The sequence below is a fragment of the Gordonia bronchialis DSM 43247 genome (assembly GCF_000024785.1).
Classification (GTDB): Bacteria; Actinomycetota; Actinomycetes; order Mycobacteriales; family Mycobacteriaceae; genus Gordonia; species Gordonia bronchialis.
In genome coordinates, this window is sequence record NC_013441.1 from 3,392,865 (window position 1) to 3,412,649 (window position 19,785).

A 19,785-nucleotide genomic window follows, 5' to 3' on the forward strand; every position below is an offset into this window, starting at 1 on the left:
GGCCTGTGTGCCGGCACAGGAGACTTCATGACGTCCACAACAGATGCCCCTGCCGTCACGGCGACCGGCGCCGACAACGCCGCAGACAAGGCTTCGGCCGCCGGCGACGCACCGGCGCGGCCCGCCCGCCCGGCCCGCAAGCCGCGTCCGGCCAAGCGGCGTGCGGAAGGTCAGTGGAAGCTCGGCTACCGCGAGCCGCTGAACCCCAACGAGCAGGTCAAGAAGGACGACAACCCGCTCAACGTGCGCGCCCGCATCGAGAACATCTACTCCAAGCAGGGCTTCGACTCGATCGACAAGCAGGATCTTCGTGGCCGGATGCGCTGGTGGGGGCTCTACACCCAGCGCGCCCAGGGATACGACGGCACGTGGACCGGCGACGAGAACATCGACATCCTCGAGGACAACCACTTCATGATGCGCATCCGATGCGACGCCGGTGCGCTCAACGTGGAGCAGCTGCGGACCCTCGGCCAGATCTCGACGGAGTTCGCCCGCGACACCGCGGACCTCTCCGACCGCGAGAACGTCCAGTACCACTGGATCCGCATCGAGGACGTCCCCACCATCTGGGAGCGCATCGAGGGCGTGGGGCTCAAGACCACCGAGGCCTGCGGCGACTGCCCGCGTGTGGTACTCGGATCGCCGCTGGCCGGCGACGCCGTCGACGAGGTCCTCGACCCCACCCCGGCCATCGACGAGATCGTGCGCCGCTACATCGGCGACCCGAAGTACTCGAACCTGCCACGCAAGTTCAAGACGGCGATCTCGGGTCTGCAAGATGTGGCCCACGAGATCAACGACGTCGCCTTCATCGGCGTGGTCCATCCCGAACACGGCCCCGGCCTCGACCTGTGGGTCGGCGGCGGACTGTCGACCAACCCGATGCTGGCGCAGCGTGTCGGTGCCTGGGTTCCGCTCGACGAGGTCCCCGATGTGTGGGAGGGCGTCGTGTCGATCTTCCGCGACTACGGTTACCGCCGCCTGCGCGCCAAGGCGCGGCTGAAGTTCCTCATCAAGGACTGGGGCATCGAGAAGTTCCGTCAGGTCCTCGAAGACGAGTACCTGGGCCGCAAGCTCATCGACGGTCCGGCCCCCGAGCCGCTCACACAGCCGCGTGATCACGTCGGCGTGCAGAAACTCAAGAACGGTCTGAACTCGGTGGGCTTCGCCGCGGTGGCCGGACGCGTGTCGGGCACCAAGCTCACTGCCGTCGCCGACGCCGCGCAGCGCGCCGGCTCCGACCGGATCCGCTTCACCCCGTATCAGAAGGTGGTCGTCCTCGACGTCGCCGACGACAAGGTGGAGCAGCTCATCAGCGACCTCGCCGGCCAGGGCCTGTCGGCCCGCGCGTCCAACTGGCGCCGAAACCTCATGGCGTGCAGTGGTATCGAGTTCTGCAAGCTGTCCTTCACCGAGACCCGCAAGCGTTCGCAGCTCCTGGTGCCCGAACTCGAGGAACGTCTCGCCGACATCAACGAGAAGCTCGATGTCCCGATCACCGTGAACATCAACGGGTGCCCCAACTCGTGCGCCCGCTCGCAGATCGCCGACATCGGATTCAAGGGCCAGCTGGTCGACGACGACAACGGCGGCCAGACGGAGGGATTCCAGGTCCATCTCGGGGGCAGCCTCGGCATGGACTCCGGATTCGGTCGCAAGTTGCGTCAGCACAAGGTGACCTCCACCGAACTCGGCGACTACATCGACCGCGTGGTCCGCAACTTCGTGGATCAGCGCGAAGAAGGAGAACGGTTCGCGCAGTGGGCCGTTCGTGCAGACGAGGAGGCACTGCGATGACCGCGTCCACCGCGGCGGCCACCGGCCGCCGGTTCAGCGAGGACGAATTGCGAGCGCTCGCCGCCCAGGGCGCCGACGAGTTGGGCCCCGACGCCACCCCGGAAGAGCTGTTCGCCTGGACCGCGCGGGTTTTCGGCGACAACTTCGTGGTGGCCTCCAATATGCAGGACGCCGCGCTCGTCGACCTCGCCGTCAAGCACGTCGACCGCGATCTGCTGAACGGCTCCCCGGTGAAGGTCCTCTTCCTCGACACCGGCTACCACTTCGCCGAGACCATCGGTACCCGCGATGCCGTCGAGCAGGTCTATGGCGTCGACATGGTCAACCTCACCCCCGAACACAGCGTCGCCGAACAGGATGAACTCCTGGGCCGCAACCTCTTTGCCCGTGATCCAGGCGAGTGCTGCCGGCTCCGCAAGGTGGTCCCGCTCAAGGCCGGCCTGTCCGGCTACGACGCCTGGGTCACCGGAATCCGCCGCGTGGAGGCACCGACCCGCGCCAACGCGCCGCTCATCTCCTTCGACGAAGGCTTCGGGCTGGTGAAGATCAACCCGATTGCCCCGTGGTCCGACGAGACCATGCAGGACTACATCGACACCAACGGTGTCCTAGTCAACCCGCTCGTCGACGAGGGCTACCCATCCATCGGCTGCGCACCATGCACGGCCAAGCCAGAACCCGGATCCGATCCGCGCAGCGGCCGCTGGGCCGGTCGCGCCAAGACAGAATGTGGGCTGCACGCATGACCATCATCGATTCCACGGCCGGCACCGAGCTCCCCGCACCGATCGCCGAGACCGACGACTTCAGCACGCTCGACGCCCTCGAATCCGAGGCCATTCACGTATTCCGGGAAGTGGCAGGCGAATTCGAGCGTCCGGTGATCTTGTTCTCCGGAGGCAAGGACTCGACTGTCCTGCTGCACGTCGCGCTCAAGGCGTTCTGGCCGGCTCCGCTGCCGTTCGCGTTGCTGCACGTGGACACCGGGCACAACCTGCCCGAGGTGCTCGAGTTCCGCGATCAGGTTGTGGCGCGCCACAACCTGCGGTTGCATGTGGCGAAGGTGGAGGACTACCTCGCTGACGGCCGCCTCACCGAGCGTCCCGACGGTGTTCGCAACCCGCTGCAGACCATTCCGCTGCTCGACGCGATCACCGAGAACCGCTTCGACGCGGTGTTCGGCGGCGGCCGCCGCGACGAGGAACGCTCTCGCGCCAAGGAGCGGATCTTCTCGCTGCGCAACGCCTTCGGGCAATGGGATCCCAAGCGTCAGCGCCCCGAACTGTGGAATCTCTACAACGGCCGCCACGCCCCCGGTGAGCATGTCCGCGTGTTCCCGTTGTCCAATTGGACCGAGCTCGACATCTGGCGCTACATCGCCCGTGAGCAGGTGCTGCTGCCGTCGATCTACTACGCCCACGAGCGCGACGTATTCCTGCGCGATGGCATGTGGATGACTCCCGGCGTCTGGGGCGGACCGCGCGAAGGAGAAGAGCTGCAACGACTCTCGGTGCGCTACCGCACCGTCGGCGACGGCAGCTCCACCGGCGCCGTACTGTCCGAGGCCGCCGACAACGACGCCGTCCTCGACGAGGTCGCCGCATCGCGACTCACCGAACGAGGCGCCACCCGCGGCGACGACCGCGTGTCCGAGGCCGCCATGGAAGACCGCAAACGCGAAGGATACTTCTGATGAGTTCGACCCACCACCACGCTCCGGACCTGCTGCGCATCGCCACCGCGGGCAGCGTGGACGACGGCAAGTCGACACTCGTAGGCCGCCTTTTGTACGACACCAAATCGGTTCTCGCCGATCAGATCGACGCGGTCACCAAGGCGTCGGTGGACCGCGGTCTGGACACCCCGGACCTGTCATTGCTCGTCGACGGACTGCGCGCCGAACGCGAGCAGGGCATCACCATCGACGTGGCCTACCGCTACTTCGCAACTCCCGCACGGTCATTCGTGCTCGCCGACACCCCCGGTCACGTGCAGTACACCCGCAACACCGTCTCCGGCGCGTCGACCGCCCAGTTGGTCATCCTGCTCGTCGACGCACGCAACGGTGTTGTGGCCCAGACACGTCGGCATGCCGCGGTGATGGCGCTGCTCGGTGTGCCGCAGCTCGTCTTGGCCGTCAACAAGATCGACCTGGTGGACGACGCGGCGACGGTGTTCGCCGAGGTCTCCGCCGACTTCGCCGAGCTGACTCGTTCGTTGGGATGGTCGGACGAGCAGGTGACCTCCATCCCCGTCTCCGCGCTGCGCGGCGACAACGTGGCGATCCGGTCGGAATCGACGTCGTTCTACGACGGACCCACTCTGATCGAACACCTCGAGACCGTGCCCAATCTGACCGATCGACGTCAGGTCGGGTTGCGATTCCCCGTGCAGTACGTCATCCGGCCGCGCACTCCCGAGTACCCGGACTACCGCGGATACGCCGGCCAGATCGCGGCCGGCCGGGTGTCCGTGGGCGACGAGGTGGTGATCCTGCCGTCCGGGCAGCGCAGCACCGTGAGCCAGATCGACACCGCCGACGGACCATTGGCCAGCGCGCACACCGGGCGCAGTGTCACCCTGCTGCTCACCGATGACGTCGACATCTCCCGCGGTGACGTGATCGCCTCGGCCGTCGACGCCCCGGAACCGGTGCAGCAGTTCACCGCAACCGTATGCTGGCTCGCCGAGAAGCAGTTGCGCCCGGGAGCCCGCCTGCTGCTCAAGCACGGAACCAAGACCACCCAGGCCATCGTCGGTGCGCTCGACGCGCTGTTCGACGAGCAGAACCTGGCGCTGGTTCCAGCACCGGAATCGGTGGAGCTCAACCAGATCGTCCGTATCTCGGTGCAGACCGCCGAGCCCATCCCGGCCGACGACTACCAGACCAACCGCGAGTCCGGCAGCTTCCTGCTGATCGACCCGCAGGGCGGGAACACCCTGGCGGCCGGTCTCGTCGGTGACGCGCTCTCTCCGCTTCACCTCAAAGAGCTGGTGTGACACCGACTCTCGTTCTTGCCGCACACGGCAGCCGTGATCCGCGTTTCGGCGACACGGCCCGCCGTGTCCGCAACGCGGTGGCCGCGCAGCTGCCCGGTGTGACGGTCCGGCTGTCGTTTCTCGACCTCAACGTCCCGCTCGTGGGTGACGTTGTCGCCGAATCCGATGCGCCCGTGGTGGTTCCGCTGCTGCTCGCAGCCGGCTACCACAGCAAGACCGACCTGCCGGCGATCCTCGCCGAGCGCAACCCCGATGCCCGCCAGACCGAGGTCCTCGGTACATATCCGATGACCTCGGCATTGCGGCAGCGGCTGGCCGAGGCCGGAATGTCCGAGCAGGACGGTGTCATCCTGTGCGCCGTCGGGTCGTCGGACGCCCACGCAGACCGGCACGTACACCGACGCGCCATCGAGCTGTCCACGCACCTGCACCGCCCCGTCGAGACGGTGTTCGCCACCAAGCTGGGCCCGGGTGATCGCGCGCTGCACAGTGCCGTTCGACGTCTGCACGCCGGCGGTGCCCGCCGAGTGGTACTCAGTCCCTACTTCCTGTCCGCCGGGCTGCTCACCGAACGGGTCGAACGAGCCCTCGACACGATCGTCTCCGACGCACTGGTCGCCGGCCCGCTGGGCGCGCACCCCGACGTCGTCGACGCGGTGTGCACGCTGTACCACCGCGCGGCCCGCGACATCGATCGCGACCGCGAGGCAGCCTTCCGCGGCTGAACACCCGCCGCCATCATTGACCGTGCGACGGATCACGTTGATCGTGCTGCCGAATCCGTTGACCGTGCTGCCGGACGCGTTCGGTGTGCACCGCAGATGACACGTGGACGCCCGGTCACCGAAATCGGCGCACGGTCAATGCAAATCGGCGCACGGTCAACGGGTTACACGGCCGGTGACGCCAGGTTCGGCACCTTGGTCGCACGGGCGTAGATGTCCTCACCTGGCTGCAGATTCAGTGCGTTGGCATCGCCGCGAGTGATCTGCGCGGCGAATTCGTCGCCGGTGGTGGCGGCGAGAAGTTCGACGCGTGTCTCGAAGCCGAGGTGCACGACGCGGACCACCTTGGCCTTGATGACGCCGGTGTCGAGATCGGCCTCCGCGGCCGGCAACGCCAGTTCGGGATTACGGCCGATCCGGATATCGTGTGGCCGAACCAGTTCCCCGTTGAGACGCACCGTGGAACCGAGGAAGGACGCGACGAAGGGATTCACCGGGCGATCGTAGAGATCGTCGGGCGTGCCGACCTGTTCGATGCGCCCCTTGTTGAGCACGGCGATGCGGTCGCTGACGTCGAGCGCCTCCTGCTGATCGTGGGTCACCAGGACGGTGGTCACGTGGACCTCGTCGTGCAGCCGGCGCAACCACTTGCGCAGATCCTCGCGAACCTTGGCATCCAGCGCACCGAAGGGCTCGTCGAGCAGCAGCACCTGTGGGTCCACCGCCAGCGCCCGCGCCAGCGCCATGCGCTGCCGCTGCCCACCGGAAAGCTGTGCCGGATAACGCTTCTGGAATCCGGTAAGTCCGACGATGTCGAGCAGCTCGTCGACCTTGCGGTCGATCTCCGTCTTGGGCTTTTTGCGGATCTTGAGCCCGAAGGCCACATTGTCGCGCACCGTCAGGTGTTTGAACGCAGCGTAGTGCTGGAAGACGAATCCGATGTCGCGCTTCTGCGGCGCGAGGCCCGAGACGTCGCTGCCGCTGATGACCACCGTGCCCGAGTCCAGGCTGTCGAGACCGGCGATCGCACGCAGCAGCGTCGACTTACCCGAACCCGACGGTCCGAGAAGCGATGTCAGCGATCCGTCGGGGATCTCGATGGAAACGTCGTCGAGTGCGGCGAAGTCGCCGTAGCGCTTGTTGGCGCCGATTACCGAGATCGACATGTCACACGCCTTCCTTCTGTTCGATGATCTGCCGCGCGTCGAGGGATTGCGGCCCGTGTGGCACGGACAGCTCCAACTCCTCCGATTCCGCGGCGTCGGCTGATGTGCCGGTGTAACTCTGGCTGGCCGATGCGTACTTGCCCTTGGCCCGGCGTTCGATGAGGGTCATCGCGACCAGCACGAGGATCGCGACCAGCATCAGCAGGGTCGCTGCCGCGTAGGCACCGAATTCGTTGTAGTCGTCGGTGTATCGCGAGTGGACCAGCAGGGTCAGCGTCTGCGAGATGCCGGGGAAGTTCGACGACACCATCGTCACCGCCCCGTACTCACCGAGGGCTCGCGCGATGGTCAGCACGATGCCGTAGGTCAGGCCCCAGCGGATGGCGGGCAACGTGATCCGGCTGAAGGTCTGCCACCCGTTGGCGCCCAGGGTGACCGCCGCCTCTTCCTGTTCGGTGCCGATCTCGTGCAGGACGGGCTCCACCTCGCGGACCACGAACGGCAGCGTGACGAACAGGGTCGCGAGCACCAGGCCCGGGAAGCCGAAGATGATCCGGAAACCGGTGCTCTCGATACCGCCGAACCAGCCGCCATAGCCCCACAACAGGATCAGCGCGACACCGGCGACCACCGGTGAGACCGCGAACGGCAGGTCGACGACCGACTGCAGGAAACTCTTGCCCGGGAACTTGCCCCGGACCAGCGCCAGCGCCGTCGCGACGCCGAAGATGACGTTGAGCGGTACGACGATGACCACGATGAGCAGACTCAGCTGCAGCGCGGCGATCGCCGCGGGGGTGGTGATCCACTCCCAGAACTGACCGAATCCGTGCTCGAACGAACGCCAGAAGATCAGGCCGACCGGCACGATCAACAACACGAACAGGTAGATCAGTGCGATGGTCCGCAGCGTGTACCGCGTGAACGGTGAGATCCTCACTGGTCGTTCTCCTCTCGCACGGACTGCCGGCGGCTCACGACGCGCAGGATAAGCAGCGCGACGAACGCGATGAACAGCAACGCGACCGACACCGCGGCGGCGTTCACCGGTTGATCGACCTCGATCTGCTGCTGGATGTACTGGGAGGCCACCTGGGTCTCGCCGGGGATGTTGCCGCCGATGAGGACCACCGAGCCGAATTCGCCGATCGCTCGGGTGAACGCCAGTCCGGCACCGGTCAGGATGGCGGGAAGCAGGGCGGGCAACACGATCTTGGTGAACGTCACCCAGTTGCTGGCACCGAGGACCGCGGCCGCCTCCTCCACGTCACGGTCCAGTTCGAGCAGGACCGGCTGGACCTGACGCACCACGAACGGCAATGTGACGAAGGTCAGCGCGATGACCAGCGCGGGCTGGGTCGCGTTGAGCCGGATGTCGATCGGGCTGTTCGGTCCGTACAGCGACAACAGCACCAGGCTGGCGACGATGGTGGGCAGGGCGAACGGCAGATCGATGATCGCGTTGACGAATCCCTTACCCGGGAACTCGTCGCGGACCAGCACCCACGCGATGAGGGTGCCGAACAGCACGTTGATCACCGCGACCAGCAGCGACACCAGCACGGTGATCCGCAGCGAATCCAGGGCCGCCGGGTCGGTGACGGCATCCCAGAAGCCGCTCCAACCGTCGCCGAAGGACTGGACCGTGATGGCAGCCAGTGGCAGCAACACGATGACCGTCAGCCACAGCCAGGCCACCCCGATGCCCAGCGGGGACACTCCGCTGAAGGTCTTGGACCTGCCCAGGAATCCGCCCGGCGCAGCGGATTCCGCCGACGATGCGGCCGGCTTGACCACCGGTGCACTCATGACCGACCTCCCGACTTGTAGATCTTGGTGATCGCACCGGACTTCGGGTCGAACAAGACCTTGTCCACGGCCTTCCAGCCGGTGAGATCCTTGCCGTCGTTGCTCGCCGCCGTGCCCTGACCGAGAACCTTGCCCAGCTCCTTGATCGTCCACGCCTTGTCGAAGTGTCCGCGGAACAGCCCCTCGGTCGCGGCGATGACGGCGGGCACCACGGGCCGGAAACCCTGCTGGGCCCAGATCCGTTGCGCCTGATCGGTGAAGAGGTAGTTCAGGAACGCCTGGGCGCCGGCCTTGTCCTTGGTGGTGTTGACGATCGCCACCGGGTTCTCGATCTTGAAGGTCTGCGGCGGGATCACATAGTCGACCTGCGCATCGGGCGCTGCCGTCGCATTGGCCCGATCGAGCATGATGGCCTCGTTCTCGTAGCTGATCAGGACGTCGCCCTGCCCCTGCTCGAAGGCCGTCGTCGCCTCACGTCCGGATTTGGGCTGCACCTTGATGTGGTCTCGGACCAGCGCCGAGATGTAGTCGAGTCCGGCGTCGAGGTCCTGCCCGCCGTTGCTCTTCGCGGCGAAGGGTGCCAACAGATTCCACTTGGCCGATCCGGAGCTTCCCGGATTGGGGGTGACGACCTCGATACCCGGCTTGAGCAGGTCATCCCAATCCCGGATGTTCTTCGGGTTGCCCTTGCGCACCACGAGCGCCACGACGGACCCGAACGGGGTGCTGTTGTTGGGTGCCTGCTCTTTCCAGTCCTCGTCCACCAGTCCGGCCTTGACCAGCCGGGTGACGTCGGGCTCCACGGAGAAATTCACGATGTCGGCCGGTACACGACGGGCCACCTTGCGGGACTGGTCCCCGGATGCGCCGTACGACGCCGAGAAGCCGATGCCGGAGCCCTCAGGCGTCTCGCGGAAGGCGGGGATGATCGCGTCGAACCCCACCTTGGGCACCGCATAGGCAACCAGGTTGAGATGCCGGGAGCCGCTGGAGATGTCGATTCCACCGGGCTCGTCGGTGGAACCCCCACCACATGCGGTGACCATGCTGACGGTGGTGGCCAGCGCCACGATCCCGAACATCGCCGAACGCCATCGCCGGCGCGCGTGGTGCCGCCTCTGACCGGTCATCGACCCCTCCTCCGCCACCCGGCCGGGGCCGGGTTCACGCTTGCTTTGACCGGATAACGCTAACAACGGCCGAGCGTGCGAGGGAGCTTGGATTTGTCGCGATTTGAAAGGCGCTTCGGCTGTGTTATCCGCTGCTCAGCGGGTCAAGAACCATGCGACGACGAGCAGGATGACCAGGGCCAACAGGGCGAGGGTGACGCGGGAACGGATCATGTCTCTACAGGCCCGTACCGTCGTCGTCGACGAAGCGCCGGCGGTCGAGCAGCCCCAGGACGCCGTCGACCAGCAGATTCAGCGCGAAGGCGGTGATGATCGCCACCGGTACGACGACCGCGAGGGTCACCAGCAGCTGCGGTACGAAGGACAGTCCGGTGAGCCATTCCTCGACGCTGTCCCACCAGGCAAAGAAGCCTGTCACCCGATCCACCTCATCCGTCATCGCGCTACCCGCGACTTTTGTTCAGCCTGATTTCAAATCCCGGAACCGTCCACCCCACCTCGAGTGGCGGCGACGGAACCACACGCCATCGTATCGCCATCGCCGGTGTCGGCGATTCCCCCGTACCGAGACCGACCCCACCCGTCCGGCCGGTGCCAGGACAACCGGTGCGTGAGAACGCTCGACCAGAAGGGCGCTCAGGCCGCGCCGGTCAGCCCGCGACGCTCGAGCAGTGGCCCGATCTGTGCCCGCCGCCCGATCAGCTTCTCGTGCGCCACCAGCGGATCGACACTGTCACCGCGGGAGAGTGTGGCGTCGGCGAAGCGCCGTCCGTTCGCGCGCTGCAGTCCGCCTTCGGCGAGGAACCACTGCTCGGTCTCGGCGTCGAGTACCTCCGACCAGATGTAGCTGTAGTAGCCGGCCGAGTATCCGCCACCGAAGATGTGGTTGAAGTACGCGCTGCGGTACCGCGGCGGGATCAGATCGGACGCCAGGCCGGCGCCCCGTAGCGCCTGCGCCTCAAAGACTTCCACGTCGGTGACGGCGGCCGCCTCGTCCTCGGTGAGTCGGTGCCACGCCAGGTCCAGTGCGGCCGCCGCAAGGTATTCGATTGTGCTGTGGGCACTTTCGGTCGCCGCAGATCGGCGAGCCGCCGCGGCGAGTTCAGCCGGGATGGGATCGCCCGTCTTGTGGTGGCGCGCATAGTGGGCCAGCACGTCGGGATGCAGCGCCCACATCTCGTTGACCTGGGACGGGAATTCGACGAAGTCGCGCGGCACCGACGTCCCCGACTGGGAGGGATAGTCCACCGCCGACAACAGTCCGTGCAGGGCATGACCGAACTCGTGGAACAGGGTGGTGAGTTGATCCATTGTCAGCAGACATGGTTGTCCCGCATCGGGTTTGGTGAGGTTGAGCACGTTCACGATCACCGGCCGGGTGCGAAGCGCCGCGGATTGATCGATGACGTTGTTCATCCACGCCCCGCCGCGTTTGGACGGCCGCGCGAAGTAGTCGCCGAGGAACAGTCCGATGCCGGTTCCGTTGTCGTCGAACACTTCCCAAATGCGCACATCCGGGTGATAACCGGCCAGGTCGGGACGCTCGGTGAACCGTAGACCGTACAGTTCGTGCGCCGCATAGAACACGCCGCGCTCAAGGACGGTGTCGAGTTCGCAGTAGTCGGCGAAGTCGTCGAGATCCACCGTGGATCGGGACTTCTTCTCGCGGTCCAGCCAGTAGGTGATGTCCGCCGCACCGATCTCCCCCACAGCGATTTCCACCGAAGCGTCGTGTCCCCGGGCGAATTCGGTCAACCGGGCGAGTTCACGGTCCCCGGCACGCATGGCCGAGGCACTCAGTTCACGGAGCAGGTCGTCGACCGCCGCCGGATCGGGTGCGGTCTCTTCGGCGATCACGTACTCGGCGTGGTCGCGGTAACCCAGCAGGGCCGCGCGCCGAGCCCGCAGCCGGACGATCTCGACAACCAGTTCGGTTGTGTCATTGTCATTTCCGCGAGAGCACCGGGATACCGATGCGTCGAACACGCGTTGCCGGGTGGCCGGATCGGTGAGGGCGGCGACCGAGCCCTGGCTGGTCGGCAGTTCCAGTGTGATCAGGTAACCGCCGTCGTACCCGGCCTCGGTCGCGGCTCGTCGTGCGGCCGCGATCTGCCCCGACGACAGCCCGTCGAGGAGGGTGACGTCGTCGACGAAGACGGCGGAATCGTTGGTGTCGTCGAGGATCTGCTGGGAGAAGGTGGTGGTCAGGTAGGCCAGACGCGAGGAGATCCGGCGCATCTCGTCCTGTTGCTCGGTGTCGAGCGCAGCTCCGGCGCGCACGGCTTCTCGGTAGCGTTTGGCCAGCAGTCGGCGTTGCGGTTCGGCCAGACCGGCTTCGTCTGCCCGCTGATGTAGTGACGAGATACGCTCGAACAGAACAGGGTTCATCGCGATCGCGTTTGCGTGATCGGTGAGCAGCACCGAGAGTTGCTGCGAGATCTCGTTGCGCTTCGGGTTGGTGTCGGGTCCGACGAGATTAAAGAAGATGCCGGCCGCCCGGGCGAGGTCCCGCCCGGAGAACTCCAATGCCTCGATGGTGTTGGCAAACGTCGGCTCGTCCGGGTTGGCCGCGATGGCCTCAACCTCCGTGAGATGGCGTGCCATCGCGTCGGTGAAGGCCGGCAGGAAGTCGTCGTCGGCGATCGATGCGAAGTCGGGCAGCTCGTACGGCAGATCGCTGTGCGCCAGAACCGGATTCGGGTCGGCCATCATTTGCCCTTCGGTTTGTCGCCGGCCGCGTCGGTGGACAGCGCCGCCACAAAGGCCTCCTGTGGCACCTCGACCCGGCCGATGGTCTTCATCCGCTTCTTGCCCTCTTTCTGCTTCTCGAGCAGCTTGCGCTTACGGCTGATGTCACCGCCGTAGCACTTGGCCAGGACGTCCTTGCGGATAGCCCGGATGTTCTCGCGCGCAATGATCTTCGAGCCGATGGCCGCCTGGACCGGGACCTCGAACTGCTGGCGCGGGATGAGTTCTTTGAGTTTGGTGGCCATCTTGTTGCCGTAGCCGTACGCGGCCTCCCGGTGCACGATGGCGCTGAACGCGTCGACCGCCTCACCCTGCAGCAGGATGTCGACCTTGACCAGGTCGGCCTCCTGTTCGCCGGCCTCCTCGTAGTCGAGGCTGGCGTAGCCACGGGTGCGGGATTTCAGGGCGTCGAAGAAGTCGAAGATGATCTCCGCGAGCGGCAACGTGTAGCGCAGCTCGACGCGGGTCTCCGACAGATAATCCATCCCGCCGAGTTCGCCGCGTCGCGACTGACAGAGCTCCATGATGGCTCCGATGAACTCGCTGGGCGCGATCACCGTCGTCTTGACGACCGGCTCGAAGATGTGGCGGGTCTTGCCCTCGGGCCAGTCCGACGGGTTGGTGACCACGTGTTCGCTGCCGTCCTCCATGACGACGCGGTACACGACGTTGGGAGCGGTGGAGATGAGGTCGAGTCCGAATTCGCGTTCGAGGCGCTCGCGGGTGATCTCCATGTGCAGCAGGCCGAGGAAGCCGCAGCGGAAGCCGAAGCCGAGGGCCACCGAGGTCTCCGGCTCGTAGGTGAGGGCGGCGTCGTTGAGCTGCAGCTTGTCCAGCGCCTCGCGCAACACCGGATAATCCGAACCGTCCACCGGGTACAGACCCGAGTAGACCATCGGACGCGGTTCGCGGTAGCCGGTCAGCGCCTCGGTGGCACCACCGCGCGCCGTGGTCACGGTGTCACCGACCTTGGATTGCCGGACATCCTTCACCCCGGTGATGAGATATCCCACCTCGCCGACGCCGAGTCCCTTGGACGGTTTTGGTTCGGGCGAGACGATGCCCACCTCGAGCAGTTCGTGCGTGGCACCGGTGGACATCATGGCGATCTTCTCGCGCGGCACGATCTTGCCGTCCACCACACGCACGTAGGTGACGACGCCGCGGTAGGTGTCATAGACCGAGTCGAAAATCATCGCCCGGGCCGGCGCATCCGGATCGCCCTGCGGCGCCGGGACCAGCTTGATCACCTCGTCGAGCAACTCGGTGACACCCGCGCCGGTCTTTCCCGACACGCGCAGCACGTCGTCGGGGTCGCAGCCCACGATGTGCGCGATCTCGGCGGCGTAGCGATCCGGATCGGCGGCGGGCAGGTCGATCTTGTTGAGGACCGGGATGATGGTGAGGTCGTTCTCCATCGCCAGATAGAGGTTGGCCAGCGTCTGGGCTTCGATGCCCTGCGCGGCGTCGACCAGCAGCACCGCGCCCTCGCAGGCCTCGAGCGCGCGGGAGACCTCGTAGGTGAAGTCGACGTGGCCGGGGGTGTCGATGAGGTGCAAAACGTATTCCTGACCGTCGACCGTCCAGGGCAACCGCACGTTCTGCGCCTTGATGGTGATGCCGCGTTCGCGTTCGATGTCCATCCGGTCGAGGTACTGGGCGCGCATCTGCCGTTCCTCGACGACGCCGGTGAGCTGCAACATCCGGTCGGCCAGGGTGGATTTGCCGTGGTCGATGTGGGCGATGATGCAGAAGTTCCGGATCCGGGACGGATCGGTAAAGGTGGTGTCGGCGAAGCTGGGAATCGTCAATCTCCTCGATCAGGACACGCGGGTCGGGCGTTGAGGTCCATTTTCTCATGAGTACCGAGACCACCCACCATCGTGGCCCGACTACCGTGGGCATCGTGCCGAACGACAGCGCAGTGCAGACCGTCGACGAGGATGGTGTCGTCGCCGACGTCCACCGGCCCACGGGTACGCCGCGGGCGGTCGTGGTCCTCGCGCACGGTGCCGGCGGCAACCGCGACGCCGTCATCCTGCGTGCGTTCGCCGACGAACTATGCGCCCGCGGGTTCGTCGTCGCCCGCATCGATCTGCCCTACCGGCAACGCCGCCCCAAGGGGCCACCGAGTCCGTCGACCGCGGCCGCAGACCGCGACGGCATCCGCGCCGCGTGCGCGTACTTCCGTGGTGAGTCCGACGGCCCGCTGATCGTCGGCGGCCACTCCTACGGCGGTCGACAGGCATCGATGGCGGTCGCCGAGGACGGTGCCGATCTCGCCGATGGCCTCTTGCTCAGCTCCTATCCCCTGCATCCGCCCGGCAAACCCGACCGCCTGCGTACCGAGCATCTGCCGTCCATCACGGTGCCCACCCTGGTGGTGCACGGCAGCACCGATCCGTTCGGCACCACCGACGAGATGGACGCCGCAATCGGACTCATCGACGCACCGACGCGCATCGTCGAGATCGAAAAGACCGGCCACAACCTCGACCCGCACCGTCGCCCCACCGTGGGTCTGACGGCCGACGCGGTCGCGGAGTTCCTGCTGACGGAGATCGCCCGATGAGCCCGCGCACACCACAACCGCATCCCACCGCACATCTCGCGCGCGAGATCAGCTACACCCCCGCCCTCGACGGCGACGCCGATCCCGGCGAGATCGTCTGGACCCGGGTCGAATTCGAGGACGACCCGACGCAGGGCAAGGACCGTCCGGTCCTCGTCGTGGGACGCGACAGCCACGCCGAGTCGAGCGATGACGTCCTGGGACTCATGTTGTCCAGCAAGGACTATCACCGCGGTGACGACGACTGGATCAGTGTCGGCACCGGCGCCTGGGACGGCGAGCACCGAGAAAGTTTCGTCCGACTCGACCGCGTCCTCGTCGTCGACGCCGACGGCATCCGACGCGAGGGAGCGATCCTGGATCGTCAACGATTCGACAGTGTCGCAACGGAACTGCGCAGCCGATTCGGCTGGCGGTGACGTCTCGCCTCAGCCGAAAGCGGAGGAAGAAAACTCGTCCTCCTACATTCTGTTCATCCTCCGTTTGCAGCAGGAGGACGAACCAACAGGTGGCGGAAGAACACCGGGAATCCGGCGGACCGCACGACAGGGACCGGTCACGTCTCCCGGACAGACTGCCACATCACCAGCGTCCGGCCCGGTTCACAGTCCGGAAGCACCACCACTGCACGGTCATACGACGACGGCCAGAAGTTCGGATCGCCGGTCGAGATCGCGATCGCCGCGGTTTCGACGATCCTGCCGTCCCGGCGAGCCATCCCATCGTTGCCAGGACACTGGCAGGATGCGGAGTTGCAGCTCGAGTACGTGAGGAACGACGGAGTCGTCCCCCGCCGAAAGTACTTCCCCACATACGCCTTCCACCCTGCTGTCGGCATCAGAAAACTCAGATCCGCGCACCGCGTCCTCGGCCCGGGCGCCGGCAAACTGGTCCGTTCAAGGTACGCCTGCACGTCCGACGCGCCCTCCGGAACCGACACCCCGATGAACTCGGCCGCGTCCTGCGGATCCCGTGACGGGATCACGAAATAGAGAACAACCGCCACCACCGCACCGACGATCAGCAGAATCAGGCCGACGGCAACCCCACCGCCGACGAACCAGGCTCGACGACTACTCATGACGATGGCACCGAGATCGATTTGGGGCTGGAAGTACCCGTCACATCGAAGTGCAGTCCCGGCTCGCCCGCCCTCACGCCAACCGGGTGATCTCCACGATCACATCGAGATCCGTTGCGCCGCCGCCGGTATAGATGCCCTTCAACGGTGAGACATCCGAATAGTCGCGGCCCACACCCACCGAGACGTGTTGCTCGGTGATGGGGGTGTCGTTGGTGGGGTCGTATCCCCACCAGCCACCCGTCCAGGCCTCGATCCAGGCGTGGCTCTGACCTTCGACGGCCTTGTCGATCTTGGCATCGGGTTTGGGGTGGAGATATCCCGACACATAGCGCGACGGAATCCCCAGGCTGCGCAACATCAACAGGGTGAGGTGCGCGTAGTCCTGGCAGACGCCTTTACGTTCGGTCCAGGCGTCGACCGCCGTGGTATGCACGCCCGTCGTGCCGGGGACATACTCCATCTCGGTGTGGACGTACTTGCAGACCGCCTCCACCGCCTCATCCGGGTCGAGCCCCTTGGCGATCCGCTTTGCCGCGGCGGCCATCCCCCGATTCTTGGCCACATAATCGGTGAAGGACAGCATCTCGTCGTAACGGTCCTCGACGTACTCGCTGCGGATCTCGTCCCAAGGGCGTTGCTGCTCGGGACGCTGACCGGCCTCGGTCTCCACCACCGACATCCCCGACACCTCCAATTCCTCATGCGGCGCATGCAGATCGAAGGCGGTGACGGCGGTGCCCCAATAGTCGGTGTAGCGGTAGGCCCTGGTGGCCGGCACGGTCTCGACGCGGTTGACGATCACGTTCTGTCGGGCGTCACTGCGCGGGGTCAGCCGGGCCTCGTTGTAGGACGAGGTCACCGGACTCTTGTAGGCGAAGCCCGTCGAATGGACAACTCGCAGACGCCAGCTCACAGCTCACTCTCCTCGATCACGTGGCCCTCACTGACCCGGGCATCGGCCCACGACACATACGGTGAGACGTGGAAGTACTGGTTGGTGACCGCCTCGTTGACGGCGCGGCAGGTGTCCTGCAGGTCGACGAGTCGTTCCTGCAGATCGTCGAGCAGTTTGCCGGGTTCGATGAACTCCAGTGAGCTACGCGCCCGGCCGAGCAGCAGTTGCGCCTCGGCCTGCAGGCCGACGCGGCTGGCCCGCTTCTCCAGCAGAGCGAGGTTGTGCTCGGCGACGCTGAGCGCGTGGAAGATCGACCGCGGGAACAACCGGTCCAACAACATGAACTCGACGACGTTCTCCGCGTTGAGGATTCCGCGATAGGTCCGCAGATAGGTGTCGTGCGCACCGGCCGACACCAGGACGTTGACCCAGGCCGGCGAACTCGACCGGTCCCCGGCCCGCGCGAGCAGCATGCGGATGGTCATGTCGACCCGTTCCACCGAGCGGCCCAGGAGCAGGTAGCGGTACCCGTCGTCGTGGCTCAGTGTCGCGTCGGCCAGACCGGCGAACATCGCCGCGCGATTCTTCACATACGCGAGGAACTCGTGCGGCCCCAGACGTCGCGATCGACGTTCGGCCGCGTCGAGCCCGTTGTAGGTGGTGTTGAGACATTCCCACAGTTCGCTGGAGGTGACTTCTCGTGCCCCACGCGCGTTTTCGCGAGCCGATCGCACCAGGTCGACGATCGAGCCGACGGCCTCTTTGTCGTAGGCGACCCGCTCGGTCAGCGACCACACGTCGAGTTCTTCATCGGTGTCGGGCGCGGTGAGCCCGAGGACCTGCACGATGAGCCGGGCCTGCCGGTCGACGTCGACGGTCGCGTCCTCGAGAAGTTGTTGGATCGCGACGTCGAGGATGCGCGCCATGTCGTCGGCCCGCTCGACGTAACGTCCAATCCAGTACAGCGATTCCGCGTTGCGCGCCAACATCATCGGGAACCACCCCCCTGCTGCTGGGTCTGGGTCATCGAGCCCATGCGCTGCGTCTGACTCATCGTGCCCTGCTGCTGTTGCTGGGTCTGGGTGTGCACCAGGTCCGGAGCGCTCTCCGCCGGCCGGGCGGCGGCGACACCACTCGCGGTGACGACCTTGGCCCCGGACATCTCGCGCTCGTCTTCGGAGCCACGCGATGCCAGCACCCAGGTGTCCTTGGAACCACCGCCCTGGCTGGAGTTGACCACCAGCGACCCCTCCGGCAGCGCCACCCGGGTCAGTCCGCCCGGCAGAACCCACACCGACTCACCATCGTTCACCGCGAAGGGACGCAGATCCACGTGGCGCGGGCGCAGGTCGTCGCCAATCTTGGTCGGCACCGTCGACAACTGCACCACCGGCTGTGCGATCCAGCCGCGCGGATCGCTGCGGACCTTGCGCGCCAGGGCGTCGAGCTCCGCCTTGCTGGCGTCCGGACCGAATACGATGCCGTAGCCACCCGACCCCTCCACCGGCTTCACCACGAGTTCGTCGATCCGGTCGAGGACCTCCTCGCACTCGTGGTCGAGCCAGCAGCGAAGCGTGTCCACGTTCTGCAGACTCGGTTTCTCGCCGAGGTAGTACTCGATGATCTCGGGAACATAGGTGTAGATCAGTTTGTCGTCGCCGACGCCGTTACCGACCGCACTGGAGATCACCACGTTGCCGGCCCGGGCCGCGTTGAGCAGCCCCGCGACGCCGAGCATCGAGTCCGGACGGAACTGCATCGGATCCAGGAAGTCGTCGTCGATGCGGCGATAGATGACGTCGACGCGTTGCTCACCCTCGGTGGTCCGCATGTAGACGACATTGTCGCGGCAGAAGAGATCTCGGCCTTCGACGAGTTCGACACCCATGAGCCGCGCCAGTAGTGAGTGTTCGAAGTAGGCCGAGTTCGCGACGCCCGGTGTGAGCACCACGATATTGGGGTCGGCCTCGTTGAACGCCGCTGAGGCGCGTAGGGCGCGGAGCAGGTGACTGGGATAATCGGCGACGGCGCGGACCCGGTGAGTGGCGAAGAGATCCGGGAAGACACGAGCCATGGCGCGCCGGTTCTCCAGCACGTAGGACACCCCGGACGGCGAGCGCAGATTGTCCTCGAGGACCCGGAAGTCGCCGTTCTCGTCGCGGATCAGGTCGATACCGGCGACGTGAATGCGAACACCATTGGGCGGTTTGATGTTTGCGGCCTGGCGGTGGAAGTGCTCACAAGAGTGCACGAGCCGTTTGGGTAGCACGCCGTCGCGCAGGATCTCCTGCTCGCCGTAGATGTCGTCGAGGAACAGCTCGAGCGCCTGTACCCGCTGGGTGACGCCGGCTTCCAGCTTGTTCCATTCGGCAGCCGAAATCACCCGTGGCACAACGTCCAACGGGAAAGGACGCTCCTTGCCGGAGAGTGAGAAGGTGACCCCCTGGTCGAGGTAGGCGTTGCCGAGTGCCTCCACCCGGGTCTCCAGATCGGCCCGCTCCTGGCGTCCCATGGACTTGTGGATACCACGGTACGGTGTGCGCACGTCCCCGGAGCTGTCGAACATCTCGTCGTATGCCCGCCCATACGGACCCGAGGAGTATCCCGCGAAAAGACCTGTCGCCGAAGGAACTTCGCCATCGGAGGCGGCCTTGGACCGGGACTGGCGATCGGTGGTGGCCGATTTGGACGTTCCGGATCTGGTCTGAGACTTACTCGGCTGGGGTTTACCCGCTGCCGTCGACTTGGTGGGCACGGACTTACGCGTCGCAGCCTTCTTGGCGGGTGCACTGGTCGAAGCGGGACTCATAACTTGCCATGGTGCTACAAAAACGTCGATTCGGCATGACGGTCGAC

General features: G+C 66.0%; 18 protein-coding genes. 7 read left to right on the plus strand and 11 right to left on the minus strand.

Features of this window, described 5'->3' with window-relative positions; translation table 11 throughout:
• Positions 1 to 27: 27 nt before the first annotated feature.
• Genes GBRO_RS15740 through GBRO_RS15760 form a run of 5 tightly spaced genes read left to right on the plus strand, consistent with a single transcriptional unit; the run spans position 28 to position 5,525 of the window.
• Positions 28 to 1,800, plus strand: a complete 1,773-nt coding sequence (locus GBRO_RS15740) for a nitrite/sulfite reductase (protein ID WP_012834887.1) — start codon at positions 28 to 30, stop codon at positions 1,798 to 1,800.
• Positions 1,797 to 2,546, plus strand: a complete 750-nt coding sequence (locus GBRO_RS15745; RefSeq protein WP_012834888.1) for a phosphoadenylyl-sulfate reductase — start codon at positions 1,797 to 1,799, stop codon at positions 2,544 to 2,546. Before GBRO_RS15740 ends, GBRO_RS15745 begins: the two co-directional genes overlap by 4 nt.
• The gene (cysD, locus tag GBRO_RS15750) at positions 2,543 to 3,493 is read left to right on the plus strand and encodes a sulfate adenylyltransferase subunit CysD (RefSeq protein ID WP_012834889.1); all 951 of its coding nucleotides are present in this window, start codon (positions 2,543 to 2,545) and stop codon (positions 3,491 to 3,493) included. The genes GBRO_RS15745 and cysD overlap by 4 nt, the downstream gene beginning before the upstream one ends.
• Complete coding sequence (locus GBRO_RS15755) at positions 3,493 to 4,800, plus strand: sulfate adenylyltransferase subunit 1 (RefSeq protein WP_012834890.1); 1,308 nt, start codon at positions 3,493 to 3,495, stop codon at positions 4,798 to 4,800. The genes cysD and GBRO_RS15755 overlap by 1 nt, the downstream gene beginning before the upstream one ends.
• On the plus strand, positions 4,797 to 5,525 hold the full coding sequence (locus tag GBRO_RS15760; RefSeq protein WP_012834891.1) for a sirohydrochlorin chelatase: 729 nt from the start codon (positions 4,797 to 4,799) through the stop codon (positions 5,523 to 5,525). The genes GBRO_RS15755 and GBRO_RS15760 overlap by 4 nt, the downstream gene beginning before the upstream one ends.
• A 164-nt stretch (positions 5,526 to 5,689) precedes the next feature.
• Here the strand turns inward: GBRO_RS15760 and GBRO_RS15765 are convergent, their stop codons facing one another.
• The 7 genes from GBRO_RS15765 to lepA form a co-directional block, all read right to left on the minus strand.
• Positions 5,690 to 6,691, minus strand: a complete 1,002-nt coding sequence (locus GBRO_RS15765) for a sulfate/molybdate ABC transporter ATP-binding protein (RefSeq protein WP_012834892.1) — start codon at positions 6,689 to 6,691, stop codon at positions 5,690 to 5,692.
• 1 nt (position 6,692) lies between these two features.
• A complete protein-coding gene (gene cysW, locus GBRO_RS15770) occupies positions 6,693 to 7,631 on the minus strand; it encodes a sulfate ABC transporter permease subunit CysW (RefSeq protein ID WP_012834893.1) in 939 nt (312 codons plus the stop codon).
• The gene (gene cysT / locus GBRO_RS15775; protein ID WP_012834894.1) at positions 7,628 to 8,500 is read right to left on the minus strand and encodes a sulfate ABC transporter permease subunit CysT; all 873 of its coding nucleotides are present in this window, start codon (positions 8,498 to 8,500) and stop codon (positions 7,628 to 7,630) included. Before cysT ends, cysW begins: the two co-directional genes overlap by 4 nt.
• The gene (locus GBRO_RS15780; RefSeq protein ID WP_041919930.1) at positions 8,497 to 9,582 is read right to left on the minus strand and encodes a sulfate ABC transporter substrate-binding protein; all 1,086 of its coding nucleotides are present in this window, start codon (positions 9,580 to 9,582) and stop codon (positions 8,497 to 8,499) included. The genes cysT and GBRO_RS15780 overlap by 4 nt, the downstream gene beginning before the upstream one ends.
• Positions 9,583 to 9,847: 265 nt before the next feature.
• Positions 9,848 to 10,048, minus strand: coding sequence for a hypothetical protein (locus tag GBRO_RS15785; RefSeq protein WP_041920598.1), 201 nt, complete (start codon positions 10,046 to 10,048; stop codon positions 9,848 to 9,850).
• 218 nt (positions 10,049 to 10,266) lie between these two features.
• The gene (locus GBRO_RS15790; protein WP_012834897.1) at positions 10,267 to 12,339 is read right to left on the minus strand and encodes a M3 family metallopeptidase; all 2,073 of its coding nucleotides are present in this window, start codon (positions 12,337 to 12,339) and stop codon (positions 10,267 to 10,269) included.
• Entirely contained in the window at positions 12,339 to 14,189 is a 1,851-nt protein-coding gene (gene lepA, locus GBRO_RS15795; RefSeq protein WP_012834898.1) for a translation elongation factor 4, read from the minus strand. The genes GBRO_RS15790 and lepA overlap by 1 nt, the downstream gene beginning before the upstream one ends.
• Positions 14,190 to 14,236: 47 nt before the next feature.
• On the opposite strand from lepA, the gene GBRO_RS15800 reads away from it, so the two are divergent.
• Together GBRO_RS15800 and GBRO_RS15805 are read left to right on the plus strand one after the other, a co-directional pair.
• The gene (locus GBRO_RS15800) at positions 14,237 to 14,950 is read left to right on the plus strand and encodes an alpha/beta fold hydrolase (RefSeq protein WP_052298289.1); all 714 of its coding nucleotides are present in this window, start codon (positions 14,237 to 14,239) and stop codon (positions 14,948 to 14,950) included.
• Positions 14,947 to 15,369 (plus strand): type II toxin-antitoxin system PemK/MazF family toxin, encoded by a 423-nt coding sequence (locus GBRO_RS15805; RefSeq protein WP_012834900.1) that lies wholly within the window; start codon positions 14,947 to 14,949, stop codon positions 15,367 to 15,369. Before GBRO_RS15800 ends, GBRO_RS15805 begins: the two co-directional genes overlap by 4 nt.
• Positions 15,370 to 15,506: 137 nt before the next feature.
• On the opposite strand, the gene GBRO_RS15810 is transcribed toward GBRO_RS15805, so the two are convergent.
• From GBRO_RS15810 to GBRO_RS15825, 4 genes are all read right to left on the minus strand, one after another.
• Positions 15,507 to 16,031 carry a hypothetical protein gene (locus tag GBRO_RS15810; protein ID WP_012834901.1) on the minus strand — a complete coding sequence of 175 codons (525 nt, stop codon included), beginning with the start codon at positions 16,029 to 16,031 and terminating at the stop codon, positions 15,507 to 15,509.
• A gap of 73 nt (positions 16,032 to 16,104) precedes the next feature.
• Positions 16,105 to 16,947: a transglutaminase family protein gene (locus GBRO_RS15815; RefSeq protein ID WP_012834902.1), complete on the minus strand. Its 843-nt coding sequence runs from the start codon at positions 16,945 to 16,947 to the stop codon at positions 16,105 to 16,107.
• Positions 16,944 to 17,921: an alpha-E domain-containing protein gene (locus GBRO_RS15820; RefSeq protein WP_012834903.1), complete on the minus strand. Its 978-nt coding sequence runs from the start codon at positions 17,919 to 17,921 to the stop codon at positions 16,944 to 16,946. The genes GBRO_RS15815 and GBRO_RS15820 overlap by 4 nt, the downstream gene beginning before the upstream one ends.
• Positions 17,918 to 19,738, minus strand: coding sequence for a circularly permuted type 2 ATP-grasp protein (locus GBRO_RS15825; protein ID WP_012834904.1), 1,821 nt, complete (start codon positions 19,736 to 19,738; stop codon positions 17,918 to 17,920). Before GBRO_RS15825 ends, GBRO_RS15820 begins: the two co-directional genes overlap by 4 nt.
• Positions 19,739 to 19,785: the final 47 nt, after the last annotated feature.

Coding starts and splice junctions, on each gene's coding strand:
- GBRO_RS15820 (WP_012834903.1), bottom strand. CDS start 17,921: ATGATGTTGGCGCGCAACGCGGAATCGCTGTACTGGATTGGACGTTAC.
- cysD (WP_012834889.1), top strand. CDS start 2,543: ATGACCATCATCGATTCCACGGCCGGCACCGAGCTCCCCGCACCGATC.
- GBRO_RS15825 (WP_012834904.1), bottom strand. CDS start 19,738: ATGAGTCCCGCTTCGACCAGTGCACCCGCCAAGAAGGCTGCGACGCGT.
- GBRO_RS15805 (WP_012834900.1), top strand. CDS start 14,947: ATGAGCCCGCGCACACCACAACCGCATCCCACCGCACATCTCGCGCGC.
- GBRO_RS15800 (WP_052298289.1), top strand. CDS start 14,237: ATGAGTACCGAGACCACCCACCATCGTGGCCCGACTACCGTGGGCATC.
- GBRO_RS15790 (WP_012834897.1), bottom strand. CDS start 12,339: ATGGCCGACCCGAATCCGGTTCTGGCGCACAGCGATCTGCCGTACGAG.
- GBRO_RS15780 (WP_041919930.1), bottom strand. CDS start 9,582: ATGTTCGGGATCGTGGCGCTGGCCACCACCGTCAGCATGGTCACCGCA.
- GBRO_RS15810 (WP_012834901.1), bottom strand. CDS start 16,031: ATGAGTAGTCGTCGAGCCTGGTTCGTCGGCGGTGGGGTTGCCGTCGGC.
- GBRO_RS15745 (WP_012834888.1), top strand. CDS start 1,797: ATGACCGCGTCCACCGCGGCGGCCACCGGCCGCCGGTTCAGCGAGGAC.
- cysT (WP_012834894.1), bottom strand. CDS start 8,500: ATGAGTGCACCGGTGGTCAAGCCGGCCGCATCGTCGGCGGAATCCGCT.
- GBRO_RS15755 (WP_012834890.1), top strand. CDS start 3,493: ATGAGTTCGACCCACCACCACGCTCCGGACCTGCTGCGCATCGCCACC.
- GBRO_RS15740 (WP_012834887.1), top strand. CDS start 28: ATGACGTCCACAACAGATGCCCCTGCCGTCACGGCGACCGGCGCCGAC.
- GBRO_RS15765 (WP_012834892.1), bottom strand. CDS start 6,691: ATGTCGATCTCGGTAATCGGCGCCAACAAGCGCTACGGCGACTTCGCC.